Here is a 23885-nt window from a genome sequence, read left to right on the forward strand (position 1 = left end):
GGAGTTGCATATGGCACAGGAAACAACCAGCGATTATGTTCCCGGCGGATTCCGCCTGACCGGCTGGCGTGTGCTCGGCATTCTTGTTCTGTTTTTCGGAACGATCAGCGCCGTTAACTTCACCATGGTTCATTACGCGCTTTCAACCTACCGGGGCGAGACTACCGCACACCCCTATGAAGAAGGGCTTGCCTACAACAGGGAGCTGGCCCGCGCCAAAGCGCAGGCCGCGCTCAACTGGACCATGGATGTCAAGGCCGACCGCGCACCCGATGGCAAGGTCTCACTGGATCTCCGGGCCCATAACCGCGACGGCAAGCCGCTTTCCGACCTTCAGGTGACATTGATGCTGCAGGCCCCCGCAGACATGCGCCGCGACCTCAGCGTGCAGCTCATTCAGACGGGTCCCGGCCAGTATCACGGCGAGACGGAAGCTGCCGCCGGCAACTGGGTGCTTGCGCTTGACGCCATGCAGAACGGCAAGAGGATGTTCCAGTCCTTCAACCGGGTGATGCTGGAGTGATTCATGGCACAGGCCAGCGACTATAGCCATTATATCCGCCGCAATGGCGACGGCAGCGCCATGATGGATTTCGCTGTCGACAACATCACCTGCGCGGCCTGCATTTCCAAGATCGAAACCCGGCTTGCGCACCTGCCCGGAGTCGAGCGCGCCCGCGTCAATTTCACCAACCGGCGCCTGCATGTCGAATGGGCCGCCGGACGCATAGAGCCTGCGCGCTTCGTCTCCGAACTGGAGCAGATTGGCTATGGCGCGCATCCGTTCAACGCCAGTTCGGCCGAAAGCGAGGAAGCGCGGCAGATGAAGTGGCTTCTGCTCTGTCTCGCCGTCTCCGGCTTCGGCGCGATGAACATCATGCTGCTGTCCGTTTCCATCTGGGCGGGCGATGCCTCGGCGATGAGCGTCGAAACGCGTGATTTCTTCCATTGGTTGTCGGCTCTGATCGCGCTGCCCGTCGCCGCCTTTGCCGGCCAGCCCTTCTTTACCAGCGCCTATCGTGCCCTGCGCGCCCGCAGTCTGAATATGGACGTGCCGATTTCCATCGGCATAATCTTGGCGCTGGTGATGTCGGTTTACGAGACAGCGCATCACGCCGACCATGCCTATTTCGATTCGGCGGTCATGCTGCTCACCTTCCTGCTGCTTGGCCGCACGCTCGATCACGCGATGCGGCGCAAGACGCGGCAGATTGCCGGGAATCTCGCCTCGCTGCGTGTGCCGCTGGCCCAGCGGCAAGAAAAAGACGGCACTCTGACCGCCGTACCGGCCGGAGCGCTTAACCGCGACGATCTGGTGCTCGTGCGCCCCGGCGAGCGCATCCCCGCCGACGGCGTTCTGCTGGAGGGGGCCAGCGAGGTCGACGACAGCCTCGTCACCGGCGAGACCCGCCAGCGGCCCGTCAGCGCCGGCGACGAGCTCTATGCCGGAGCGATGAATTTTTCCGGCCAGATTCTCTTGCGCGTCAGCGCCGCGGGCGACCATACGCTGCTTGGCGAAGTCGAGCGCCTGATGGACAATGCCATGACCGCCAAGGCCGGAGCCATGCGCCTCGCCGATCGCGTGGCGCGCTACTACGCGCCCTTCGTGCACCTGACCGCGCTGCTGACCGCTGTAACCTGGCTGCTTCTGGGCGCAGGCGTGCATGATTCGATCATCGCCGCCATCACGGTGCTGATCATCACCTGCCCCTGCGCGCTGGCTCTGGCCGTTCCGGCTGTTCAGATCGCCGCGAGCGGCGCGCTGTTCCGCGCAGGGCTGCTGCTCAATGCGGGGGACGCCATCGAGCGGTTCGCCGATATCGACACCATCATCTTCGACAAAACCGGCACGCTGACCCTGCCTGAGCCGCGGATATCCAATCGCGAGGAAATTGCCGACGATATTTTTGATCTCGCCTGCCGCCTCGCGCTCTCCAGCCGTCATCCGCTGGCGCGCGCGCTGGCACAGGGCGCGCTGAAGTCGACGCCTTTTCCTGAGGCGAAGGAAACCACGGGGGCGGGCGTATCGGCGCTGCACGACGGGCTTGAGATCAGACTTGGCTCTCCGGCATTCTGCGGCGTCGAAATCCCAGCCGGTACCGAACCGGGTTCGCTGCTGGCCGTGCGTGCAGGCGGGCGCCATGCCCTGCTGCACATCCGCCAGTCGCTGCGGCGCGATGCTCTGGCCACCATTCAGGCCCTTAAGGCGGACGGGTACAAAATCGGCATTCTCTCCGGAGACCGGGAAGAGGCAGTCGCGCCGATCGCGCTCAGTCTTGGCGTAGACTCATGGAAGGCAGGCGTTAAACCGGCCGACAAGACCGCCGCCATCGCCGAGTTACGGGCCGCAGGCAAAAAGGTGCTGATGGTGGGTGACGGCATCAACGATGCGCCGGCGCTGGCCGCTGCCACGGCCTCGATCTCGCCGGTCAGCGCCACCGATCTGGCCCAGTCCTGTGCCGATGCCGTCTTCCTGAGCGAGGATCTCGGGCCAATCGTCGCAGGGCTGCGGCTTTCGCGCCGCGCCAAGCGCCTGATGATTGAAAATCTCTCGCTCAGCGTGCTTTATAATGTCATTGCATTGCCGCTGGCCATGATCGGCTGGGTAACGCCGCTGATCGCCGCGCTCGCCATGTCCGGTTCATCCATTCTGGTAACATCCAATGCCCTGCGGGCGCAGATACGCCCGCGCAAACCGGGGATTCTCCCATGACCGTGCTGCTCTATCTCGTACCCATTGCGCTCGGCCTTGGCCTGCTTGGCCTTGGCGGCTTCATCTGGTCGATGAAGAGCGGCCAATATGATGATCTGGAAGGCGCGGCCCTGCGCGTTCTTGCTGATGACGACATCGAATAATGAGCCTGAGCCGCGCCGGACAATTGCATTGCGAATGCGCCGCCCTGACCGACAATGTCGCCACAGGGGCATCTGCCACAGGTGCACGGCGGCTTGCGGCCGGATTTGGCCTTTCGGTTCTGGCGCAGAGCCTTGTCCTGACAGCTTTGCCCGCTGCAGCGCAAATTCTTGCGCCCCGGCCCGAGTTGGCCGGCGTGCCTTACGCTCTCTGGCTGCTTGGCAGCCTTGCCGCCACTTTTCCAGCCTCGCTGCTTGACGGCCTGTTTGGCCGGCGCAGTGCTTTTGCGCTTGGCTCCAGCCTTGGCCTTGCTGGCGGATTGCTGGCGGCATGGGGCTTTCAGGCGGCCCAATTTTCCGCGCTGATACTCGGCGCTTTCTGGCTGGGGCTGGCTCAGGGCTTCGGGCTTTACTATCGTCACGCGGCGCTGCGCAGCGGCGGACGGCGGGCTCTGGCCCTGCTGCTGGCGGCAGGCGCAGCGAGCATGCTCCTCGCCCCCGCCTGCGTCACGTTTCTCACCTGGCAAAATCCACTCGGCACGGGCCAGCTGTTTCTCGGCGCGGGCGCTATCAGCCTGATTGCCCTTGCGCTGGCCCTGACGCTGCCGCCCGCACCCGTCATCACGGATGAAGCGCCGCCCGCCCGCGTCAACCTGCGCCTGTTTCTGGGCACCGGCCTTGCCGGAGCCTTTGCGTGGTTTGTGATGACACGGATGATGGGCGCGGCTCCCGGGATGCTCAGCGGCTGCGGACTCGGCCTTGCCACCACCACGAGCTTCATCGCCTGGCACATGCTCGCCATGTATGTGCCTTCCGCCCTGATGATTTCGCTGAGCCGGAAAATACGGCCCCAGGCTTTCATCCTGGCCGGGACGGCGGCGCTCGTCGTCGCGCTGCTGCTCTCCGTCCACGGCCAGATCATACCCGTCGGGCTGGCGCTGACATGCGCGGGGCTTGGCTGGTCTCTGGCCACAAGCGGCGCCATGCTGGCGCTCTATGCCAGAGGACAGCCGTCCCGCGGCGTAATTGCGGCGCAGGATGCCCTAATCTTTCTTGGCGCGGTTCTCGGCGCTCTGGCCTGATCCAGCTGCTTGGCGGCCCTTGCGCGCCGCCCGGAGCAGAATCCGTCAAATGCGGCCCCTCACACGCAAAACACGCGGGAACCGCACATTCAAAAAGAAAAATTTTGGCCTGCTCAAAGCCATTTTTCTCAAATCTTTCAAAAGCGATTTTGCAAATCGCGATGAGAGCGCTTGACGGATCTGAAACCCTGAACTATAGGCTTGGCCAGCAATGAAAAGCATGCTCGCCGCAAGCCATCGGGCTTTGTGCGTGGTGTGCTTTTTTCGCAAAGAACTTAAACCGATAAAATTTGGCGTCCGGCATCATCGCCGGGGCTGCAGAAAAGGATAAAACTCATGTCCCGTCGTTGTGAACTGACCGGTGTCGGCGTTCAGGTTGGCCATCGCGTCAGCCATTCCAATATCAAGACCAAGCACCGCTTCCTGCCGAACCTGTGCAATGTCACGCTGATTTCCGACACGCTCGGCCGCTCGGTGCGCCTGCGTGTGACAGCCGCAGCCCTGCGCTCGGTCGAGCATCGCGGCGGCCTGGACGCGTTCCTGCTCAAGGCCCGCGATGTTGAGCTTCCGGCCGGTGCGCTGGCCCTCAAGCGCGATATCCTCAAGAAGCAGGCCGCCACTGCTGCTGCCGCCGAATAATTCCGCTGCATCAGCGGATTGGACGCGGCGCCCGGCGCCGCGTTTTTTTATGCCGTTTTGAATTTTCTCGTCAGACCGGCCAGACACCCGAACCGCCCACGGGCGTTTCTCCCTCTCCATGCTAGGACTTCCCATGTCAAACCTGAAGCCACTCCTCCTGCCCATTCTGGCCATGACCATCGTGGTCGTCGCCTCCAATATCCTCGTGCAGCATCCATTCCCCTATTTCGGGCTGGAGCATAATCTCACCTGGGGGACATTCACCTACCCCTTCTCCTTCTTCATCACCGACCTCACCAACCGCCGCTTCGGCGTTGGTCCGGCGCGCAGGCTCGTCGCCATCGGCTTTGTGCTGGCCGTGATCCTGTCCATTTATCTGGCGGCGCCGCGCATTGCCCTTGCTTCCGGCACGGCCTATCTGGTCGGCCAGTTGCTCGACATCAGCGTCTTCAACCGTCTGCGCCGCCAAAGCTGGTGGCATGCGCCGCTGGCCGCGAGCCTCATAGGTTCGGCGCTCGACACCGGGCTGTTCTTCACCATTGCCTTTGCCGGCTTTGCGCCGCTCTCGGTGCCGGTGCCCTATTCGTTCATGCCGGGCGTGATGGTGCCGGTCTGGCAGAACATTGCCAGCTGGGACTTCATCGTGAAGGCTGGCTTCGCTCTGGTCTCGCTTATCCCCTACGGCGCGCTGCTCAAGGCCGTCCTGCCGGTGGAGGCGCTCCGGCCCCGGACCGCGCAGCCCTGATTGTGCCAAAGCTGAACAGAATAGTTAAGGCCCGCTGGACATTTCCGGCGGGCTTTTTCTTTTTCACGTCCATATCTGGTCTGCTGAGTGCGGTAAGCCGCAATATCTTGTCCAGACAGAACAGGAACTGCGGCGAAAATCTGATTCGGGCCACTTTTGTTTCTGTTTTGATTTAAATTTTAACAAAAGGCCGGAAAAGCATAAGAATCCGGCCGGGCAATTCTGTGCCGAAAATACACAGAACTCTTAATAACCGAAATGCCGTCCGGCCCGGAACACCCGCGATGCCGTTGCGAGTTTCTGGAAATCATACAATGATATCAATGCAGAACAAAACCGGACAACGCGTGAAAGCCTGATTCGGACACGTTGCGTTCCCGTCATGATCCAATTATGAACGGATCAATTCGGGCAGCGGCCAGAGCCCCGCCGCGTCAATAGGGAAAAACACGCAAACCAAGGGCGCGCTAGCGCGCCCCGGCCACTTTCGCGGCTTCGACGCGCGGGCGTTGAGGCTGCTGCGGCGCGCGCGGCGGCGGCCCGCTGCTCTCGACAAAAAGCTCGGCCAGTTTTTCCGTCATGGCGCCGCCAAGCTCCTCGGCATCGACAATCGTCACGGCGCGGCGGTAATACCGTGTCACGTCATGGCCGATGCCGATCGCGATGAGTTCCACCGGCGAACGGGTCTCGATCTCTTCGATGATATGGCGCAGGTGCTTTTCCAGATAATTGCCGGCATTGACCGACAAGGTTGAATCGTCGACCGGCGCGCCATCCGAGATCATCATCAGAATTTTGCGTTGCTCGGGCCGCGCGAGCAGGCGCTTATGCGCCCAGTCCAGCGCCTCGCCGTCGATATTTTCCTTGAGCAGGCCTTCGCGCATCATCAGGCCAAGATTCTTGCGCGCGCGCCGCCATGGCGCATCCGCCGACTTGTAAATGATATGCCGCAGGTCGTTGAGGCGTCCGGGATTGGCCGGCTTGCCGGCCTGCAGCCATTGCTCGCGCGACTGGCCGCCCTTCCACGCCTTGGTGGTGAAGCCCAGAATCTCGACCTTGACGCCGCAACGCTCCAATGTGCGCGCCAGAATATCGGCGCAGGTGGCAGCAACCGTAATGGGCCGCCCGCGCATGGAGCCGGAATTATCAAGCAGCAGCGTCACCACCGTGTCGCGGAAATCCATGTCCTTCTCGCGCTTGAACGACAAGGGCTGCTGCGCATCGACAATCACGCGCGAGAGGCGCGCGGGGTCAAGAATGCCCTCTTCGAGATCGAATTCCCAGGAGCGGTTCTGCTGCGCCATCAGGCGGCGCTGCAGGCGGTTGGCCAGCCGCGCCACCACGGCGGAAAGATTGGACAATTGCTTGTCGAGAAAGGCGCGCAGCCGGTCAAGTTCTTCAGGATCGCACAGATCCTGCGCCGCGATGACCTCGTCGTTGCGGGTTGTGAAGGCCTTGTAATCGCTGTGCCGGTGATGGGCGCTGTCCATGCCCGGCGGCTTCCAGTTTTCCGCGGCCTCGTCAGCCTCGCCCGCATCGGCCTCTTCGGGAAATTCGCCGGAAGGCGCGTCATCGGCCTCCATCGTGCCGTCTTCCATTTCGTCGGCGGAGTCGTCCGAATCCTGCAGCTGCTTCGATTCGCCCGTCTGCTCATCCTCGGACTGGCCCTCGGAATCGGCTTCGCCGTCCTGAGATTGCTCGGATTCGGATTCCTCCTCCGAGTCCTCGCGCTCAAGCGGACTTTCCTCGCCCATTTCGAGATCGGTCAGCACCTTATGCACCAGCCGCGCGAAGGCCTTCTGGTCTTCGATCCGCCCGGCAAGCTGGTCGAGATCGGCGCCGGCCTTGCTCTCAACCCATTCGCGCCAGAGATTGACAATGTTCTGCCCGGCGGCGGGCAGCACTTCGCCAGTGAGCCGCTGGCGCACCATCAGCGCCACGGCCTCGTCAAGCGGGGCATCGGCCTGCTGGGTGACTTCGGCAAGATTGCTGCGCGTCAGGCGATCATCCAGCATGGTGGAAATGTTCTGCGCCACTCCGGCCATGCGCCGCGCACCGATCGATTCAACGCGCGCCTGTTCCACCGCATCGAAAACGGCGCGTGCGGCCTGCCCCTGCGGCGCCAGCTTGCGATGGACGGCGTCATTATGGCAGGCCAGGCGCAGCGCCATAGCGTCGGCATGGCCGCGCACGATGGCAGCGTCCCGCGCGCTGAGCTTGCGCGGCGGCTCCGGCAGGCGGGCTTTCGGCACTTCCCCCGCGATCAGCGACGGTTTTTCTGAGCCGTATCCCACCTCAAGTTCCGGGTGACGGGAAATGGCCCGCATGCACGAGGCCACGGCCCGCCGGAAAGGTTCCTGCGGGCTGTCAGCCTTGGCGCCGGGCTTGCGGTTTGACGACATGGTTTCAGCTCAGCGCCACATTCAGGGCGCTTTCGGGCAGTTCCACGCCAAAGCAGCGCTGATAGAATTCCGCCACCAGCGGACGCTCCAGTTCATCGCATTTGTTGAGGAAGGTCAGGCGGAAGGCAAAGCCGATATCGTTGAAAATATGGGAATTCTCAGCCCATGTGATCACGGTGCGCGGGCTCATGACCGTGGAGAGATCCCCCGCCATGAAGGCATTGCGCGTCAGATCCGCCACGCGCACCATCTTGCTGACAATGTCGCGGCCTTCCTTGTTCTGGTAATGCTTGGCCTTGGCCAGAACGATGTTCACTTCATTGTCATGCGGGAGATAATTGAGCGTGGTGACGATGGACCAGCGGTCCATCTGGCCCTGATTGATCTGCTGCGTGCCATGGTAAAGCCCGGACGTATCGCCGAGGCCCACCGTATTTGTGGTTGCGAACAGACGGAAGGCCGGGTGAGGCCGGATGACGCGGTTCTGATCGAGCAGTGTCAGGCGGCCGGAGACTTCAAGCACGCGCTGAATGACAAACATCACATCGGGGCGGCCGGCATCATATTCGTCGAAGACGAGCGCCACATTATTCTGCAGCGCCCAGGGCAGAATGCCATCGCGGAATTCGGTGACCTGCTTGCCATCCTTGAGGACAATGGCATCCTTGCCGACGAGATCGACACGGGAAATATGGCTGTCGAGGTTGATGCGCACGCAAGGCCAGTTCAGGCGGGCGGCAACTTGTTCGATATGCGTGGATTTGCCGGTGCCGTGATAGCCCGTCACCATAACGCGGCGGTTATAGGCAAAGCCCGCCAGAATGGCCATGGTGGTGTCGCGGTCGAACAGATAATCCGGATCAAGATCGGGCACATGCTCGTCCGCCACGGAATAGCCAGCCACCGTCATGTCCGTATCAAATCCAAACAGATCCCGAACAGAAAATGTCGCATCCGGCAGATTTGCGATCGTCGAAGCCTGCCGCTGATGAATTGCGCTTTGCATTCTACCTCCGATTCCCGCGCCAACGGCGCGGGCTCTCCTCGTTCATGCCGGTTAGCTCAGGCCAGGCCGGCTGTTTTTAATTCCTTATAGGCGCGGATGATCTCGCGCAATCTGTCCTCGGTCGACCGGTCGCCGCCATTGGCATCAGGATGCATGCGCTTCACCAGTTCCTTGTACCTTACGCGTATCGTAGCCTTATCTGCCGTTTCGTCCAGACCCAAGGTCTGCAAGGCACGCATGGCAGCAAGCGAACGGCGAGGCTTTTCCGGCGCACGCGGCGCTGCGCGGGCACCGAACATGCCGAAAGACTCGTTATAGCCACTGGCGCCCGTATCATCCATACGGCCCCGGGCGGCGCGGTTAACGCCCATCGTCCAGGTGGGCCGGTGGCCGACAATCGCCTCCTTCTGATATTTGGCGACATCCTCGTCGCTCATGCCATCAAAGTAATTGTAACTGGCATTATATTCGCGCACATGATCAATACAGAAACAGAAGAACAAGCCCTCATGATTGCGGCCCATGGGCGCGCGGTAATCTCCCCGCGCCTGACAGCCGGCATGGGCGCATGGCGGGCCGGCCTCGGCTACAGGTTCATCGATCTGCGGCTTGACCCGGATGCGATCAAAAAGACGGGAATTGATATTCATGCGACCTAGATATGTCCTTTAGGGGCCTTTCGGCAATAGGGCCATAAGCATAGCACAAATTTTGCGGCAACATGCCGCGTAATTGCCAGCATCATCAAGATTTTGAAGGAAAACCCATGCGCGCCGATATCATGAAAGCCAAACTGACCGCCGCCTTCTCGCCCGCCCTGCTGGAGGTCATCGATGAATCGCAGCAGCATTTCGGCCATGCCGGCTGGCGCGAGGGCGGGGAGACCCATTATCGCGTCCGCATTGCTGCGGCTGCATTCAGAAATATGAGCCGCGTGCAGATGCACCGGGCAATCAACGACGTGCTTGCCGAAGAACTCGGCAGCGGCATTCACGCCCTCGCCATTGAGGCAAAGGCCGTCTGAACGGGCCCGCCTGTCACTATTTCGCCCCCTCGCCCTTAGCATTCCAAAGGGCGAGAGAGAGGGCGATCATCCTTCGACAAGCTCAGGATGAGGTTCGACAAGCTCGGGATGAGGTTTGGCAACACAAGAGGGGAACCGCTCGGACCGGTCCCCTCTGACAAGGCTTGTTTAATTCACCGAGCCCTTGGGAAAGGTGACAACGACTGGCTTGCGCTTCCGGCTGGCATTACCTTCCTCCGGCACGCCGGAGTCTTCGCCAATGAAGAGAGCGTCATCCCTGACGCCGATCGGCACGCGCGCGCCATCCGCGATCTCGCCAGAGAGGATCTTTTCGGCCAGCATGTCCTGCAGGTTCTTCTGGATCACACGCTTCAGGGGCCGGGCGCCATAAGCCGGGTCATAACCAGCCTCAGCCAGCCATTCGCGCGCGGATTCGCTCAGATCCAGCACGATCTTGCGATCTTCCAGCAGGGCGGCAAGCCGCTTCATCTGGATATCGACAATCGCGGCCATGTTCTCGCGCCGGAGGCGATGGAACAGGATGATCTCGTCGACACGGTTGAGGAACTCGGGGCGGAAATGCGCGCGCACGTCTTTCATCACCTGCACCCGCACCAGATCCGAATCCTCGCCCTCGCGCTGGTTGACCAGATATTCCGAACCAAGATTCGAGGTCATGATGATCAGCACGTTGCGGAAATCGACCGTGCGGCCCTGCCCGTCCGTGAGCCGGCCATCGTCCAGCACCTGGAGAAGCACGTTGAAGACATCGGGATGCGCCTTTTCGATCTCGTCGAACAGCACGACCTGATAGGGCCGGCGCCGCACGGCTTCGGTCAGCGCACCGCCTTCCTCGTAGCCGACATAGCCGGGAGGCGCGCCGATAAGCCGCGAGACCGAATGCTTTTCCATATATTCGGACATATCGAGGCGCACCATGGCGGTCTCATCGTCGAACAGATATTGCGCCAGCGCCTTGGTCAGTTCGGTCTTGCCGACACCGGTTGGCCCGAGGAACATGAACGAGCCGATCGGCCGGTTCGGATCCTGCAATCCGGCACGGGCACGGCGCACCGCCGTCGAAACAGCGGCAACAGCCTCGCGCTGGCCGACAACGCGCTTGGCAAGCTCGTCCTCCATTCTGAGCAGTTTTTCCTTCTCGCCCTGCAGCATCCTGTCGACAGGCACGCCCGTCCAGCGCGAGACAACCTGCGCGATGTGATCCGCCGTGACAGCCTCGTCCACCAGCACGTCGCCGCCCTTCGCCTCGGAAGCCGCGAGTTGCTTCTCAAGGTCGGGAATGAGGCCATAGGTCAGACGCCCGGCCTCGGCGTAATCACCGCGGCGCTGGGCGTTGACGAGATCGGCGCGCGCCTGTTCCAGCTGGGTCTTGAGCTTTTGCGCCGTGCCCAGCTTGTCCTTTTCCGCGCGCCAGCGGGCGGTGAGTGAGTCGGATTTCTCCTGAAGATCGGCGAGTTCGGCCTCCAGCTTGACGAGGCGATCCTTCGAGGCCTTGTCGGTCTCCTTGCGCAGGGCCTCCTGCTCGATCTTGAGCTGGATGATGCGCCGGTCATACTCATCGAGCTCCTCGGGCTTCGAATCCACCTGCATGCGCAGGCGGCTGGACGCCTCGTCGACAAGGTCGATGGCTTTATCCGGCAGGAAGCGGTCGGTGATATAACGGTTGGAGAGTGTCGCGGCAGCCACGATGGCACTGTCGTTGATACGCACGCCATGGTGCATCTCATATTTTTCCTTCAGCCCGCGCAGGATCGATACCGTGTCCTCGACACTCGGTTCGGAAACGAAAACAGGCTGGAAACGCCGGGCCAGAGCCGGGTCCTTCTCAACATGCTTGCGATATTCGTCAAGCGTGGTCGCGCCGATGCAATGCAGGTCGCCGCGCGCCAGAGCAGGCTTGAGCAGGTTTGAGGCGTCCATGGCGCCATCGCCCTTGCCCGCGCCCACCAGCGTGTGCATCTCGTCGATGAAAAGAACCACGCCGCCTTCAGCCGCCGTCACCTCGTTCAGCACGGCCTTGAGACGTTCCTCGAATTCGCCGCGATATTTGGCGCCTGCGATCAGGGCGCCCATGTCGAGCGAGAGCAGCTTCTTGTCGCGCAGGGATTCCGGCACGTCGCCATTGACGATGCGCAACGCAAGTCCTTCGACAATGGCCGTCTTGCCGACACCCGGCTCGCCGATCAGCACCGGATTGTTCTTGGTGCGGCGGGCCAGAACCTGCATGGCGCGGCGGATTTCCTCGTCGCGGCCGATAACCGGATCGAGCTTGCCGTCGCGGGCAGCTTCGGTCAGGTCGCGCGCATATTTTTTCAGGGCGTCATAGGCATTTTCAGCGCTGGCGGAATCTGCCGTACGGCCCTTGCGCAGATCGGCAATGGCGGCATTCAGAGTTTGCGGGCTAACGCCGCTCTGGGTCAGAATTCTGGCTGAATCGGAACTTTTCTCCATGGCGAGCGCCAGCAGCAACCGCTCGACCGTGACGAATGAATCGCCGGATTTCTGCGCGATTTTCTCTGCCTGATCAAAAATACGCGCCGTGGTCGGGGCAAGGTAAAGCTGTCCGGCGCCGGAACCCTGCACTTTCGGCAATTTTCCCAGCGCAAGTTCGGTCAGCTTCAGCGCTTCGCGCGCATTGCCGCCCGCCTTGTCGATGAGGCCGGCACAAAGGCCTTCCTCGTCATCGAGCAGCACCTTCAGCACATGCTCGGGCGTGAATTGCTGATGCCCCTCGCGCAGGGCCAGATTCTGCGCGGCCTGAACAAAACCTCTCGCGCGTTCGGTATATTTTTCCAGATTCATGTCTGCCTCCAGTCCGCAAAATCCGTGCTTCAAGCCACGATTTTTACGACAAATCTCTTAAATTCGGCCCCGTTTGGCGGCCATCCCAGATGTAAGAACGGCCCAACGCCTTGAGAAGGGGGCGAAGCGGAAATATTGAGCAAGGTCAAAGGAACTCTATGGCTCTTCCCGCCGGGGCAGGCTAAATTGCGGCATGACCCAGCCTCATCTTGCCGCTCTGCGCCGCTATCCCGTCAAAGGCCTCTCCGGCGAGAGGCTGGACGAGGCCGAGGTGCTCGCCGATGCCTATTTCCCCGGCGACCGGCTTTTTGCCATCGAAAACGGCCCTTCCGGCTTTGACGAAGATGCGCCCGAACATCAGCCCAAGATCAAATTCCTGATGCTGATGCGCAATGAACGCCTCGCCCGGCTGGAGACCAGCTTCGACCCGGCCAGCCATGTTCTCACCATCAGCCGGGACGGGCGGCCAGTGACGCATGGCGATATTTCCACGCCGCTCGGCCGCAGCATCATCGAGCAATTTTTTTCCGCCTTCATGCGGGACGAACTGCGGGGCGCGCCCAGAATGCTCGCCGCGCCCGACGGCTTCCGCTTCACCGATTCGAGCAAGGGTTTCGTCTCGCTGATCAATCTGGCCTCCGTGCGCGATCTTAGCCGCATCGCGGGCATGGAACTCGATCCCGTACGCTTTCGCGGCAATCTGTACATCGACGGCATGGAACCGTGGAGCGAATTCGCCCTGCTCGGACGGCGTGTCCGGATCGGCGAAATTGAGATGGAACTGACCAAACGCATCGAGCGCTGCGCCGCGACCAACGTCAATCCGGCCAGCGCCACGCGCGATGTCAATATACCCAACCTGCTGATGCACGCTTTCGGCCATACCGACTGCGGCCTGTATGGCCGCGTCATCTCCGGCGGCCTGCTCCGGACAGGCATGGACGTCGTGCCATTATGAGCTATGCATCCGCCTGGCCGGGCAGCGGCGACAGAACGCCGAAATCATGACTGGGTTGCTGTAAGCCATGAAGAACCTGCCCACCCTTCGCGCTGCCCTCCCGGTGTGGATACGTATCGCACTGCTGAGTTTTGGCGGGCCGGCCGGGCAGATTGCCGTCATGCATCGCATCCTCGTCGAGGAAAAGCGCTGGATATCGGACGAAAGATTCCTTCACGCCCTCAATTACTGCATGCTGCTGCCGGGGCCGGAAGCACAGCAGCTTGCAACGTTCATCGGCTGGCTGATGCATCGCACGCGCGGCGGGCTGGTGGCGGGCGGGCTTTTCATCGTGCCGGGCATCGTCGCCATCATGACGCTCAGCATCATCTATGCCTTGTTCGGCACGGTGGCAGCCGTTACCGCATTGTTTTTCGGCCTGAAATCCGCCGTGCTTGTCATTGTCACCGGCGCGGTGATCCGGCTGGGGCGCAAAGCGCTTAAATCCCGCGCCAAGCTCGCCATTGCCGCGCTGGCCTTCATCGCCATTTTCTTTTTCCGGGTGCCGTTTCCGCTGATCATTCTGACCTCGGCGCTGCTCGGCTTCTTCGGCGTGCGGCATGGCTGGTCGATATTTCTGGAAAAACAGGGCCATGATGCAGGAGAAGCCGCCGCCGACGACAGTCTCCTCGGCGATTTCACGCCCGATCACGCTGTGCCGCGCTGGAGCACGGTCATCGCCACGGCCCTGTTCTGGGGTACGCTCTGGCTGATGCCCACCGTGCTGCTGGCCGTCATGCTCGGCCCGGATCATATTTTCAGCCAGATCGCGATTTTCTTCAGCAAGATGGCGGTCGTGACCTTTGGCGGCGCCTATGCCGTGCTGGCCTATGTGGCGCAGCAGGCCGTCGAATCCTTTCATTGGCTCAGCGCGCATGAAATGCTCGATGGTCTTGGCATGGCCGAGACAACACCCGGCCCGCTGATCATGGTCCTGCAATTCGTCGGCTTCATCGCCGCCTATCGCGGTGAAACCGCCCTCCCGCCACTATGGAATGGCGTGATCGGCGGATTGCTGGCGACTTGGGTAACATTCATGCCCTGTTTTCTCTGGATTTTCACCGGCGGACCATTCGTCGAATCGCTGCGGGAAAACCGCCTGCTGAACGGTGCATTGGCGGCGATCACAGCAGCCATCGTCGGCGTGGTGCTCAACCTCGGCCTCTGGCTGGCGATCCATACGCTGTTCGCCCAGACGCGCCCCATCCATCAGTTCGGACTGGATTTTGATCTGCCGGTCTGGACAAGCGTCAATCTTTTCGCGCTCGCACTTTCGCTTGTGGCCGCGCTCGCGACATTCCGGTTCAAATGGTCGATGATCACGGTTCTGGCCATGTGTTCTGCCACCAGTCTGGCCGTCAGCCTTATATAAAAAGGGAGGCTGTTCGCCTCCCTGTTCATACCTTGCAATGCAGCGGCTCGCTCCGGGCTATTCCTCGGAAGCAGGCGTCTCGCCGGAAGCTTCGGCGCTCACACGCTTGCGGCGCGGCGCGCGGCGCGCCTTGGGCGCTTCCTCCGTCGCAGCCGGTTGTTCCGGAGCGATGCTGGCCGGCACAGGCGCAGCCATCACAGGCTCGGCCTCGACAGCAACAGGCGCGCGCACAGGCGCGGTGATGAAGGCCGGCAAACCCACGGGCGCCTCGGCGGCAGCCTCAGGCGCAATGCGTTGTTCGGCGGCCTCACGCGGAGCATAGGGCTCGCGCGGCGCATAGGGTTCACGCTGAGGGCGGTTGTCCCGGTCATGGCGTTGCGGGCGATTGTCGCGCTGCCAGCGGTTGTCGCGCTGGCCGGGCCGCTCCTGCCTCTCCTGACGCTCGCCGCCCTGCTGTTGCGGGTTGAAACCGCGTTCGCCCTGATAGGGACGCTCTGCGCGATCCTGAACCCGGCCATCCTGCCCGCGGTTCTGGCCACGGTAATCCGGCCGGCCCTCGGCGCGGTAATGCTCGCTGCGGGGCTGCTCCTCGCGCGGCATATCCGCCCGTGGCTGGTCGTACCGCGGCGCATCGGGCAGGTAGGGCTGGGCAGAGCCGGGCTGCGGCTGCTGCTGGGGCTGCTGCACGGGCAGGACCGGCTGAACCTGACGTTCAAACGGCGAGGCAAACCGATCGGGCAGGCCGCCCATGTCGTCATCCTCGTCCAGCTCTTCCTGTTCGCTCTCGCTGCGCACATAGCCCTGCACGGCCTGCTGCTGCGCCAGCTGCGCTGCCGCAATCAGGCGGAAATAATGCTCGGCGTGCTGAAGGTAATTTTCCGCGGCGACCGGATCGCCGGAGGTCTGCGCGTCGCGCGCCAGCTGCAGATATTTCTCGGCAATGTGCTGGGCGGTTCCGCGGATCTTCACATCCGGCCCGTTCGATTCGAATGACCGCGTCAGGGGATTTGGCCCCTTGCGTCCGTTATTGCCGCGTCCGCGCATCCGCTGCTTGTTCTGACCTGGTCTCATTGACAATCCTTCAACACAAAATCCCGATGATCCGACCGGGATGAACTGCAACGCTGCCGCTGCATGAATATGCTCCGCCTGCCTGAAATTCAGCCTGTATCGAACCGTTCAGCGCAGGCTCAATGCCGGGCCATTTCAAAAGCCTCATGAAAAATAACAATCCCCGCGCACTTTCGAAGAAGTGCTGCGCCGCCTGCCAGCCGGTTTGCCTTCGATCCTTGCAATGCCCCAACCAATCAATTCGCAAAAGCGGGATTCGTTGCGATACAGTTCCCGCTCTTTTACAGAATTTGGTCTGTTGTTCTGATGAGGGAAATATATCAGTCGGATCTTGAACGTGGCCGATACCGCCAAAACCGATTCAAAACTCGATATTGCTCCTTCATAACTGCTTTTTTCACAAACGCCAAGAGCCTATTGGTCTGTTGCTCCCATTTCTGTTTTCTGAGCGGCGACCGCGCGCAAGTGACCGCCGTAATCCGCGAACGTGCGGGGTGCGGAAAAGCCGGCGCGCCGGAATAAATCCGCGACCTCGCCGGCCTGTGTCGCGCCAACCTCGAAGATTGCCCATCCGCCGGGTGCAAGCAGCCGAGCCATGTCGCGCGTCAGAATGCGATAGGCATCGAGCCCGTCCGGACCGCCATCCAGCGCCAGAAGGGGGTCATAATCACGTACGGACGGATCAAGCCCGCCAATATCGCCGCTTTTGATATAGGGCGGGTTGGACACAATCAGGTCAAACGGGCCGCGCAGAGCCGCCGCCCATTGCCCGACAACAAACATGGCGCGCGCGGCCACGCCGGTCAGGTGGCTGTTGATCCGGGCCGTCCGGGCCGCATTTTCCGAAAGATCGACACCGACGCCGGTTGCCTGGGCAAATTCCATGAGCAGGGCACACAGCAGCGCGCCCGAACCCGTACCCAGATCAAGAATGCGCAGGGCCTCCTGCCGGCGGGCGGACAGCAGTTCGAGCGCGGCGCGAATCAGCGTCTCGCTGTCGCCGCGCGGATCAAGCACATGCGGATTGACCCTGAGGTTCAGCCCCCAGAATTCGGCATGGCCCAGCACGCGGGCCAGCGGCTCATGCCGGAGCCGGCGCGCCAGCATGGCCTCGAAACGCGCCAGCGCTGCAGCGGACAACGGTTCGTCGCCGCTGAGCAGAACCGAGGCGGGCAGAATTTCCGCGGCTTCGGCCACGATATAGCGCGCCTCAAGCCCGCTCATGCCGACGCCGAAGGCACGCAGGCTCTGCTCGGCCCTGTCATAGGCCTGCGCGCGGTTCATGCTTCGCTTGCCGCCAGCTGTGCCGCCTGATGCTCGGTGATCAGCGGATCGATCACCTCGTCCAGCGCCTCCCCGGTCATGACCTTGTCCAGCTTGTAGAGCGTCAGGTTGATCCGGTGGTCGGTGAGCCGCCCCTGCGGGAAATTATAGGTGCGGATACGCTCCGAGCGATCCCCCGAGCCAACCTGCCCGCGCCGGTCGGCGGCGCGCTCGGCGTCGAGCCTGCTGCGTTGCTCGTCGTAGATGCGCGCGCGCAGCAGGGCCAGCGCCCGGGCGCGGTTCTTGTGCTGGGAGCGCTCCTCCTGCACGAAAATGACGATCCCGGTGGGGATATGCGTGATGCGGATCGCCGATTCGGTCTTGTTGACATGCTGGCCGCCCGCGCCCTGCGCCCGCATCGTATCTATTTTCAGGTCGGAATCCCGGATATCGACATCCACTTCCTCGGCCTGCGGCAGCACGGCGACCGTCGCCGCCGATGTATGCACGCGGCCCTGCGTCTCCGTATCCGGCACGCGCTGCACCCTGTGCACGCCACTCTCGAATTTGAGCCGCGCGAACACACCTTTTCCGTTGATCTCGGCAATGATTTCCTTGTAGCCGCCAGCCGTGCCCTCGCTCATTGACAGCACTTCGACGCGCCAGCCATGCAGTTCGGCATAGCGCTGATACATGCGGAATAGATCGCCGGCAAAAATTGCGGCTTCATCCCCGCCCGTTCCGGCGCGCACTTCGAGAATGGCGCTTTTTTCATCCGCCGCATCCTTGGGCAGCAAGGCCATGCGGATCTTGTGCTCCAGTTCGGCCAGAGACGGCGACAGGCTGGCAAGCTCCTCTTCGGCCATGGCGCGCATCTCGGCATCGAGCGAGAGGTCCGCCGAAAGCTGCCCGGCATCCCGGGCCTGCTGCTGCAGGGCCCTGTACTGGCGGATAAGGCCGGCCAGTTCGTCAATATCCGCCAGCTCGCGCGAAAGAGCCACATAGGTTGCGGCATCCGGCTGCTGCGTGAGCCGCGCCGAAATTTCGTCGTGACGGCGCAGGATAAGGTCCAGTTTTTCGTTTGGAAGCATTTAAAACCCAAAACTCACATTCAAATCGGCAGTCGCTCGGCCTCGGCATAGGCCCGTAATTTCTCGCGCAGCGAGGTTTCCCCATCATGGGCGGCGAGCCAGCCCTGCAGGTTTGCCGTAAGGCTGGCGCAATCGAGCGCCAGAATCAGCGCCTTGACCGGCCCTATCGATGAAGCGCTCATGGACAGCGAACGGAAGCCGAGACCGATGAGAGCCATGGCCTCCAGCGACTTGCCGCCCATTTCCCCGCATAATGTCAGGGGCGTTCTGTGCCGGGCGGCCGAATCGGCAATGTGCCGGAGAACGCGCAAAAATGCGGGCGAAAGCGGATCGAACCTTGTGGCCACGCGCTTGTTATCGCGATCGACCGCCATGACATATTGAAAAAGATCGTTCGAACCGACGGAAACAAAATCGACGCGCGGCAAAAGCTCGTCCATCTGCCAGAGCAGCGACGGCACTTCCAGCATGACGCCAAGCTTGAGCACCGAAGGCAGGGCGTGATCATGCCGCCGCAAATGCGCGATCTCCCGCTCGACAAGAACCTTGGCGGCATCGAATTCGGCAGCCATGGTCACCATCGGAAACATAATGCGCAATTCGCGCCCGGCCCCGGCGCGCAGCAGCGCCCGTATCTGCGTGCGCAGCAGGGCGGGCCTGTCGAGGCCGATGCGCAGGGCGCGCCATCCCAGCGCGGGATTTTCCTCTTCGACGCGGGTCATGTAAGGCAGGATCTTGTCCCCGCCGATATCCAGCGTGCGGAAGGTCACCGGCCGGTCCGGCACGGCATCCATGATATTCTTGTAAAGGCTGAATTGCTGCGCCGGGCGCGGAAACTGCGCCGCGACCATGAACTGCAGTTCGGTGCGGAACAGCCCGATGGACGCCGCGCCTGATTCGCAGACATGCTGCGCATCGACCAGCAGGCCGGCATTCATATGCAGACCAACGGCGACACCGTCTTTTGTGACCGGCGGCACATCGCGCAGGCCGCGGTACTGCTCCTGCCGCCGCGCCCGCAGGCGCGCTTTTTCGGCATAGGCCGCCTCGACGTCGGCCTGAGGCCGCACCTGCACATCGCCGGAGCTGCCGTCGATGATGATGGCGTCGCCCGTATCGACCATTGTCGTGATATTGGCGACCTCGCCCACCATGGGTATGCCCAGCGAGCGCGCCACAATGGCGACATGCGACGAAGCGCCGCCATCTTCCAGCACCAGCCCGCGCAACATGCTGCGGTCATAATCGAGCAGGGCCGCAGGGCCCATGCTGCGGGCCACAAGAATGGTGTTTTCCGAAATGGCGGAACGGTCGACGACGAGGCTCTGGCCCGTAAGCTGATGCAGCAGGCGCTCGGCAAGATCGTCAAGATCGTGCAGCCGCTCGCGCAGATAGGGGTCGGTCTGGCGCTGCATCCGCGCGCGGGCGTCGTTCTGCACGCGCTCGACAGCGGCTTCGGCGGTGAGGCCGGTCATGACGGCTTCCTGCAGCCGCCGGATCCAGCCCCGGTCATGCGCGAACATGCGGAATGTCTCCAGCACCTCGCGGTGCTCGCCGGGTCCGCTCTGATTGCCCCGCTCGATCAGCACATCGATCGAGGCGCGCATTTCCTCGATAGCGGCCTCAAGGCGCTGGGTCTCGCGCGTCACATCCTCGGCCACGAGCTGCGTGACAATGACGCGCGGCTGATGCAGCACGACATAGCCGAGACCCACGCCATCGACGATGCCGATCCCCTTCAGGCTGACCGAACCCGACAAGGCAATGTCCGCGCCGGGCTGGGCAAGAGCCTGCAGCTCGCCCGATGCGATCATCTCGGCCAGCAGCATGGCAGTGGTTTGCAGAACCTCGATCTCTTCCTCGGAATAGGCGCGCCGCGCACGGTTCTGCACGACAAGCACGCCCAGAGTGTTGCCGCCGCGCAGGATCGGCACGCCAAGGAACGACTGATAGATTTCTTCGCCCGTTTCCGGCTTGAAGGAGAAGGCCGGATTGGATTGCGCATCGGACAGGGCCAGAGGCTCGGCGGTGGCCGCGATCAGACCCACAAGACCTTCGCCCGCCCGCATCGTGGTCAGATGCACGGCTTCGCGCTTCAGACCTTCGGTGGCATAAAGTTCGAGCCGCCCGTCGGCGCGCTGCACGTAGACCGAGCACACTTCGGCAACCATGTTGGACGCGATATTGATGACGATCTTGTCAAGGCGCGCCTGTGCATTGATCGGCTCCGCCATGATCTCGCGCAGCCGACGCAACAGCAGACGGGGGCCTCCCAAAGCCGGTCGCATCAAATCGTTCCTCCAGCACCGCTCAAGCTCTTGGCCATGCGCCCGCGCAAGTCAATGCCAAAACAGCCGTGTTCTTAGTTTATGTTTGCCCTATAGCCAATGCAAAGTCCGGGCCGCAACATTTATTCACCCCAAACCGTGCCCATGAGGATAAAAATCGTAAAAAGTGTCAGAAATTGCCGATGTCTCGTAGACAAAATATCAATAATATCTTGCGGATTGTCGCGAAAGCTATCAGGTATCGGCCTGTGAATACGGAGCAAATCTCCATGCCGCATGACCCGCATACCGAAACGCCGCCCCGCCTGACAGCCCTGCGCCGCAGGGTGCTGGATATTGTCAGCGCCGCAGATCATCCGGTGACGGCCTATGAAATTCTCGACAGGCTGCGCCCGGCAGACGAATCCGCCACCGCCGCGGGCGTCTATCGCAGCCTCGATTTCCTGACCCGCCACGGCATGGCCCACCGGCTGGAAACGACCAAGGCGTTCATTGCCTGCGCGCTGCCCCACCACGGCCATACCAGCCAGTTTCTGGTGTGCCGTTCATGCGGCCTCGCCATCGAGGCCGAGGATCAGGCCTTGGTTGCAGCGGTGCGGGATCTGGCGCACAAGCGCGGTTTTGATGTCAGCCACAGCAATATCGAGATTGCCGGCCTTTGCGCCGCCTGCGCAAAAAAGTGATATAAAGTATCAAATAATATATTGTATCACTTTGGCGATCTTGCTAAAGCTGGCGACGCGTCGCCGGAGCAAGAGACAGACATATGCGTTTTCCGATATTGATCGGCCTGATGCTGATCTCCCCACCAGTGTGGGCCAATTCCGTCAAAATTCTGGCCGCGGAAAATTTTTATGCCGGAATTGCCCGCCAGATCGGCGCGGCGCATGTCGAGGCAACGGCCATTCTCAACAATCCCGATCAGGACCCGCATCTGTTTGAGGCAAGCCCCTCCGTTGCGCGGCAGGTGCAGCAGGCCGATCTCGTCATTCTCAACGGCGCGGGCTATGACGAATGGATGAACCGGCTGCTCAGAAGCGCGCCCGCCGAGCGCCGCAGGCAGATCGTCGCGGCGGATATCGCCGGCGTGAAGGCGGGCGAAAACCCGCATCTGTGGTACGATATCGGCAAAATCAGCATGGTCAGCCGCGAAATTGCCGCCGATCTGTCGGCAATTGATCCGGAAAACGCAGCTGAATATGCCGCCAATCTCGGCCGGTTCGAAGCCGCGCTCGATGGTTTGCGCGGTCAGATTGCCGCTTTCGCAAAAGCGCATGACGGCGCCGTTATCACCGCCACCGAACCGGTCTTCGGCTATATGGCGCAGGCTTTACACCTTGTCATGCGCAACGAGAGCTTTCAGCTTGCGGTGATGAACAATGCCGAGCCTTCGGTCTCGGACGTGGCCGCCTTCGAGCGCAGCCTGTCCCGGCACGAGGTCAGGGCTCTGGTGTTCAACGCGCAGGCGGCCTCACCCGCCGCCGAGCGCCTCAAAGCGCGCGCTAAAGCGGCGCAGGTGCCGCTGGTTGCGGTGACCGAAACCGCGCCGCCCGGCATGGACTATCAGACATGGATGACGCGCGAGATCGGGGCGCTGGATGCGGCGCTCAGACAGGACGCTGCCGCTCATGAATGACAGCGCGCCCGCCATATCCATTCAGAACGCCACCATCGCCGTCGCGGGGCATATGGTGCTGCGCAACATTTCCCTCGATATTGAACCGGGCGCCTTCATAGGTGTGCTGGGCACCAACGGCGCCGGAAAAACCACCCTGTTCCGCGCCATTCTGGGCCTGATCAGGCCGGTGAGCGGCGAGATCCGCGTTTTCGGCACGCCCGCGCAATGCGGGCAGACTCGCGTGGGCTACCTGCCGCAGGCGCGCAATCTGGTGCCGCATATCCGGCTTTCCTGCCGGGACTATCTGGCTTCGGGCTGGAACGGCCAGAAATGGGGCCTGACGATCAATGGCGCAGAGCGCAACCGCGCGATAGACCGGGTGCTCTCGCTCACCGGCGCGCGCGATCTGGCCCATCGCGCCATCAACGAGCTTTCGGGCGGCGAGCGCCAGCGTATTCTCATCGCACAGAGCCTGATGGGCGATCCGGACCTGCTCATTCTCGACGAACCCCTGATCAGCCTCGATCCGGCCCGCCAGAACGATGTGATCCAGCTCGTCAAAAACCTGCAGAGCGAGTTGCACATCACGGTGCTGTTCAGCGCGCATGAGCTTAATCCGCTTTTGGGCGCGCTCGACAAGGTGCTCTATCTCGGTCAGGGCGGCGCGGTGCTCGGTTCGGTGGAAGATACGGTGACCGGCCCGGTCCTCTCGCGGCTTTACGGCGCGCCAATCGAGGTGCTGCACGTGCACGGCCGCATTTTCGTCATGGCGGGCTCGCATGACCTTGCCCAGCATGATCATGCACATGACCATCAGGGACACGCCCATGGGTGATTATGATTTTCTCCTCACGGCCCTCACCGGTGCGGGGCTTGTGGCTGCGGTGGCGGCCTTCATCGGTTATTTCCTCGTGCTGCGCGGCCAGAGCTTTGCCGGACATGCGCTCTCGCATGTGGGCTTTGCCGGCGCAACCGGTGCAGCGCTGATCGGCATTTCTCCCTTCTGGGGGCTGCTGGCCTTTGCCACGCTGGCGGGCCTCGCCATGGGCGCTCTGGGCGAGAAAATTGCCGGGCGCGATATAGCCATCGGTATGATTCTGGCGCTGGCGCTCGGCCTCGGCCTGCTGTTCCTGCATTATTACACAGCCTTCGCCTCGCAGATCTCGGCATTGCTGTTCGGCAATGTGCTTGGCATCGATCCGGCGATGCTCCGGCCGCTGGCGCTTGTCGCCGCCCTGGTGCTGGCCATGCTCGTCGCCATAGCCCGGCCTCTGACCTTCGCCTCGCTCCAGCCGGAACTTGCCGAGGCGCGTGGCGTGCCCATGCGCCTTGTGTCCATGCTGTTTCTTGGACTGGCGGGGCTGGCCATCGCCCTTTGCGCGCAGATTGTCGGAATGCTGCTGGTGTTTACCCTGCTGATCGCGCCTGCGGCCGCGGCCCAGCGCCTCACCCGCCATATCCGCTCAGGACTGGCGCTCTCGCTCGTCCTGTCGCTCGCCATTGCCTGGGGCGGCATCGGCCTTGCCATTCTCACCGACTGGCCGACATCCTTCTGCATTACGGCACTGAGTGGCCTCGCCTACGGCCTGAGCCTGCTGAAGAAATAAAAAA

At 62.1% G+C, this 23885-nt stretch carries 21 protein-coding genes; 13 read left to right on the plus strand and 8 right to left on the minus strand.

Annotation, left to right across the window (positions count from 1 at the left end):
- Positions 1-10: 10 nt before the first annotated feature.
- The 6 genes from AC0N03_RS04120 to AC0N03_RS04145 all read left to right on the plus strand — a co-directional run bounded on the left by AC0N03_RS04120 (position 11) and on the right by AC0N03_RS04145 (position 5319).
- Entirely contained in the window at positions 11-523 is a 513-nt protein-coding gene (locus AC0N03_RS04120) for a FixH family protein (protein ID WP_474287276.1), read from the plus strand.
- Between the two features lie 3 nt (positions 524-526).
- A complete protein-coding gene (locus AC0N03_RS04125) occupies positions 527-2713 on the plus strand; it encodes a heavy metal translocating P-type ATPase (RefSeq protein ID WP_474287277.1) in 2187 nt (728 codons plus the stop codon).
- The gene (gene ccoS, locus AC0N03_RS04130; RefSeq protein ID WP_474287278.1) at positions 2710-2856 is read left to right on the plus strand and encodes a cbb3-type cytochrome oxidase assembly protein CcoS; all 147 of its coding nucleotides are present in this window, start codon (positions 2710-2712) and stop codon (positions 2854-2856) included. Before AC0N03_RS04125 ends, ccoS begins: the two co-directional genes overlap by 4 nt.
- Positions 2856-3935, plus strand: coding sequence for a hypothetical protein (locus AC0N03_RS04135; RefSeq protein WP_474287279.1), 1080 nt, complete (start codon positions 2856-2858; stop codon positions 3933-3935). The genes ccoS and AC0N03_RS04135 overlap by 1 nt, the downstream gene beginning before the upstream one ends.
- Before the next feature lie 336 nt (positions 3936-4271).
- Entirely contained in the window at positions 4272-4574 is a 303-nt protein-coding gene (gene rpmB, locus AC0N03_RS04140) for a 50S ribosomal protein L28 (protein ID WP_474287281.1), read from the plus strand.
- A gap of 118 nt (positions 4575-4692) precedes the next feature.
- Complete coding sequence (locus tag AC0N03_RS04145; RefSeq protein WP_474287282.1) at positions 4693-5319, plus strand: queuosine precursor transporter; 627 nt, start codon at positions 4693-4695, stop codon at positions 5317-5319.
- 467 nt (positions 5320-5786) lie between these two features.
- Here the strand turns inward: AC0N03_RS04145 and cobT are convergent, their stop codons facing one another.
- From cobT to AC0N03_RS04160, 3 genes are read right to left on the minus strand one after another with little or no spacing between them, the layout of a single operon-like run.
- On the minus strand, positions 5787-7721 hold the full coding sequence (gene cobT, locus AC0N03_RS04150) for a cobaltochelatase subunit CobT (protein ID WP_474287283.1): 1935 nt from the start codon (positions 7719-7721) through the stop codon (positions 5787-5789).
- 4 nt (positions 7722-7725) lie between these two features.
- Positions 7726-8727: a cobaltochelatase subunit CobS gene (gene cobS, locus AC0N03_RS04155; protein WP_474287284.1), complete on the minus strand. Its 1002-nt coding sequence runs from the start codon at positions 8725-8727 to the stop codon at positions 7726-7728.
- 56 nt (positions 8728-8783) lie between these two features.
- Positions 8784-9377: a J domain-containing protein gene (locus AC0N03_RS04160; RefSeq protein WP_474287285.1), complete on the minus strand. Its 594-nt coding sequence runs from the start codon at positions 9375-9377 to the stop codon at positions 8784-8786.
- A 116-nt stretch (positions 9378-9493) separates the two neighbouring features.
- Between AC0N03_RS04160 and AC0N03_RS04165 the strand changes: the two genes are divergently transcribed.
- Positions 9494-9751, plus strand: coding sequence for a BolA family protein (locus tag AC0N03_RS04165; protein WP_474287286.1), 258 nt, complete (start codon positions 9494-9496; stop codon positions 9749-9751).
- Between the two features lie 168 nt (positions 9752-9919).
- On the opposite strand, the gene clpB is transcribed toward AC0N03_RS04165, so the two are convergent.
- On the minus strand, positions 9920-12574 hold the full coding sequence (clpB, locus tag AC0N03_RS04170) for an ATP-dependent chaperone ClpB (protein WP_474287287.1): 2655 nt from the start codon (positions 12572-12574) through the stop codon (positions 9920-9922).
- Between the two features lie 193 nt (positions 12575-12767).
- Here clpB and AC0N03_RS04175 point away from each other — a divergent pair, with 193 nt between their 5' ends.
- Positions 12768-13532 (plus strand): MOSC domain-containing protein, encoded by a 765-nt coding sequence (locus AC0N03_RS04175; RefSeq protein ID WP_474287289.1) that lies wholly within the window; start codon positions 12768-12770, stop codon positions 13530-13532.
- A 67-nt stretch (positions 13533-13599) separates the two neighbouring features.
- Positions 13600-14943 carry a chromate efflux transporter gene (chrA, locus tag AC0N03_RS04180; protein ID WP_474287290.1) on the plus strand — a complete coding sequence of 448 codons (1344 nt, stop codon included), beginning with the start codon at positions 13600-13602 and terminating at the stop codon, positions 14941-14943.
- Between the two features lie 57 nt (positions 14944-15000).
- On the opposite strand, the gene AC0N03_RS04185 is transcribed toward chrA, so the two are convergent.
- The 4 genes from AC0N03_RS04185 to ptsP all read right to left on the minus strand — a co-directional run bounded on the left by AC0N03_RS04185 (position 15001) and on the right by ptsP (position 20656).
- Positions 15001-16014, minus strand: coding sequence for a DUF4167 domain-containing protein (locus AC0N03_RS04185; protein ID WP_474287291.1), 1014 nt, complete (start codon positions 16012-16014; stop codon positions 15001-15003).
- Between the two features lie 414 nt (positions 16015-16428).
- On the minus strand, positions 16429-17298 hold the full coding sequence (gene prmC / locus AC0N03_RS04190) for a peptide chain release factor N(5)-glutamine methyltransferase (protein ID WP_474287292.1): 870 nt from the start codon (positions 17296-17298) through the stop codon (positions 16429-16431).
- Complete coding sequence (prfA, locus tag AC0N03_RS04195; RefSeq protein WP_474287293.1) at positions 17295-18368, minus strand: peptide chain release factor 1; 1074 nt, start codon at positions 18366-18368, stop codon at positions 17295-17297. Before prfA ends, prmC begins: the two co-directional genes overlap by 4 nt.
- A gap of 20 nt (positions 18369-18388) precedes the next feature.
- Positions 18389-20656 carry a phosphoenolpyruvate--protein phosphotransferase gene (ptsP, locus tag AC0N03_RS04200; RefSeq protein ID WP_474287294.1) on the minus strand — a complete coding sequence of 756 codons (2268 nt, stop codon included), beginning with the start codon at positions 20654-20656 and terminating at the stop codon, positions 18389-18391.
- Between the two features lie 269 nt (positions 20657-20925).
- Here ptsP and AC0N03_RS04205 point away from each other — a divergent pair, with 269 nt between their 5' ends.
- From AC0N03_RS04205 to AC0N03_RS04220, 4 genes are all read left to right on the plus strand, one after another.
- Positions 20926-21339: a Fur family transcriptional regulator gene (locus AC0N03_RS04205; protein ID WP_474287295.1), complete on the plus strand. Its 414-nt coding sequence runs from the start codon at positions 20926-20928 to the stop codon at positions 21337-21339.
- Between the two features lie 83 nt (positions 21340-21422).
- Positions 21423-22292, plus strand: coding sequence for a metal ABC transporter solute-binding protein, Zn/Mn family (locus AC0N03_RS04210; protein WP_474287296.1), 870 nt, complete (start codon positions 21423-21425; stop codon positions 22290-22292).
- Positions 22285-23109: a metal ABC transporter ATP-binding protein gene (locus AC0N03_RS04215; protein ID WP_474287297.1), complete on the plus strand. Its 825-nt coding sequence runs from the start codon at positions 22285-22287 to the stop codon at positions 23107-23109. Before AC0N03_RS04210 ends, AC0N03_RS04215 begins: the two co-directional genes overlap by 8 nt.
- Positions 23054-23881, plus strand: a complete 828-nt coding sequence (locus AC0N03_RS04220) for a metal ABC transporter permease (protein ID WP_474287298.1) — start codon at positions 23054-23056, stop codon at positions 23879-23881. Before AC0N03_RS04215 ends, AC0N03_RS04220 begins: the two co-directional genes overlap by 56 nt.
- The last annotated feature ends 4 nt before the right edge of the window (positions 23882-23885 follow it).

The sequence above is a fragment of the Methylocystis sp. sgz306128 genome (assembly GCF_056032725.1).

Bases quoted from the DNA above. Each gene is read 5' to 3' on its own strand.
- AC0N03_RS04145 (WP_474287282.1), top strand. From the start codon at position 4,693: ATGCTAGGACTTCCCATGTCAAACCTGAAGCCACTCCTCCTGCCCATT.
- AC0N03_RS04215 (WP_474287297.1), top strand. From the start codon at position 22,285: ATGAATGACAGCGCGCCCGCCATATCCATTCAGAACGCCACCATCGCC.
- prfA (WP_474287293.1), bottom strand. From the start codon at position 18,368: ATGCTTCCAAACGAAAAACTGGACCTTATCCTGCGCCGTCACGACGAA.
- AC0N03_RS04220 (WP_474287298.1), top strand. From the start codon at position 23,054: ATGACCTTGCCCAGCATGATCATGCACATGACCATCAGGGACACGCCC.
- ccoS (WP_474287278.1), top strand. From the start codon at position 2,710: ATGACCGTGCTGCTCTATCTCGTACCCATTGCGCTCGGCCTTGGCCTG.
- cobT (WP_474287283.1), bottom strand. From the start codon at position 7,721: ATGTCGTCAAACCGCAAGCCCGGCGCCAAGGCTGACAGCCCGCAGGAA.
- rpmB (WP_474287281.1), top strand. From the start codon at position 4,272: ATGTCCCGTCGTTGTGAACTGACCGGTGTCGGCGTTCAGGTTGGCCAT.
- cobS (WP_474287284.1), bottom strand. From the start codon at position 8,727: ATGCAAAGCGCAATTCATCAGCGGCAGGCTTCGACGATCGCAAATCTG.
- AC0N03_RS04160 (WP_474287285.1), bottom strand. From the start codon at position 9,377: ATGAATATCAATTCCCGTCTTTTTGATCGCATCCGGGTCAAGCCGCAG.
- AC0N03_RS04125 (WP_474287277.1), top strand. From the start codon at position 527: ATGGCACAGGCCAGCGACTATAGCCATTATATCCGCCGCAATGGCGAC.
- AC0N03_RS04205 (WP_474287295.1), top strand. From the start codon at position 20,926: ATGCCGCATGACCCGCATACCGAAACGCCGCCCCGCCTGACAGCCCTG.
- AC0N03_RS04120 (WP_474287276.1), top strand. From the start codon at position 11: ATGGCACAGGAAACAACCAGCGATTATGTTCCCGGCGGATTCCGCCTG.
- AC0N03_RS04175 (WP_474287289.1), top strand. From the start codon at position 12,768: ATGACCCAGCCTCATCTTGCCGCTCTGCGCCGCTATCCCGTCAAAGGC.
- chrA (WP_474287290.1), top strand. From the start codon at position 13,600: ATGAAGAACCTGCCCACCCTTCGCGCTGCCCTCCCGGTGTGGATACGT.
- ptsP (WP_474287294.1), bottom strand. From the start codon at position 20,656: ATGCGACCGGCTTTGGGAGGCCCCCGTCTGCTGTTGCGTCGGCTGCGC.
- AC0N03_RS04135 (WP_474287279.1), top strand. From the start codon at position 2,856: ATGAGCCTGAGCCGCGCCGGACAATTGCATTGCGAATGCGCCGCCCTG.
- AC0N03_RS04185 (WP_474287291.1), bottom strand. From the start codon at position 16,014: ATGAGACCAGGTCAGAACAAGCAGCGGATGCGCGGACGCGGCAATAAC.
- AC0N03_RS04210 (WP_474287296.1), top strand. From the start codon at position 21,423: ATGCGTTTTCCGATATTGATCGGCCTGATGCTGATCTCCCCACCAGTG.
- AC0N03_RS04165 (WP_474287286.1), top strand. From the start codon at position 9,494: ATGCGCGCCGATATCATGAAAGCCAAACTGACCGCCGCCTTCTCGCCC.
- prmC (WP_474287292.1), bottom strand. From the start codon at position 17,298: ATGAACCGCGCGCAGGCCTATGACAGGGCCGAGCAGAGCCTGCGTGCC.
- clpB (WP_474287287.1), bottom strand. From the start codon at position 12,574: ATGAATCTGGAAAAATATACCGAACGCGCGAGAGGTTTTGTTCAGGCC.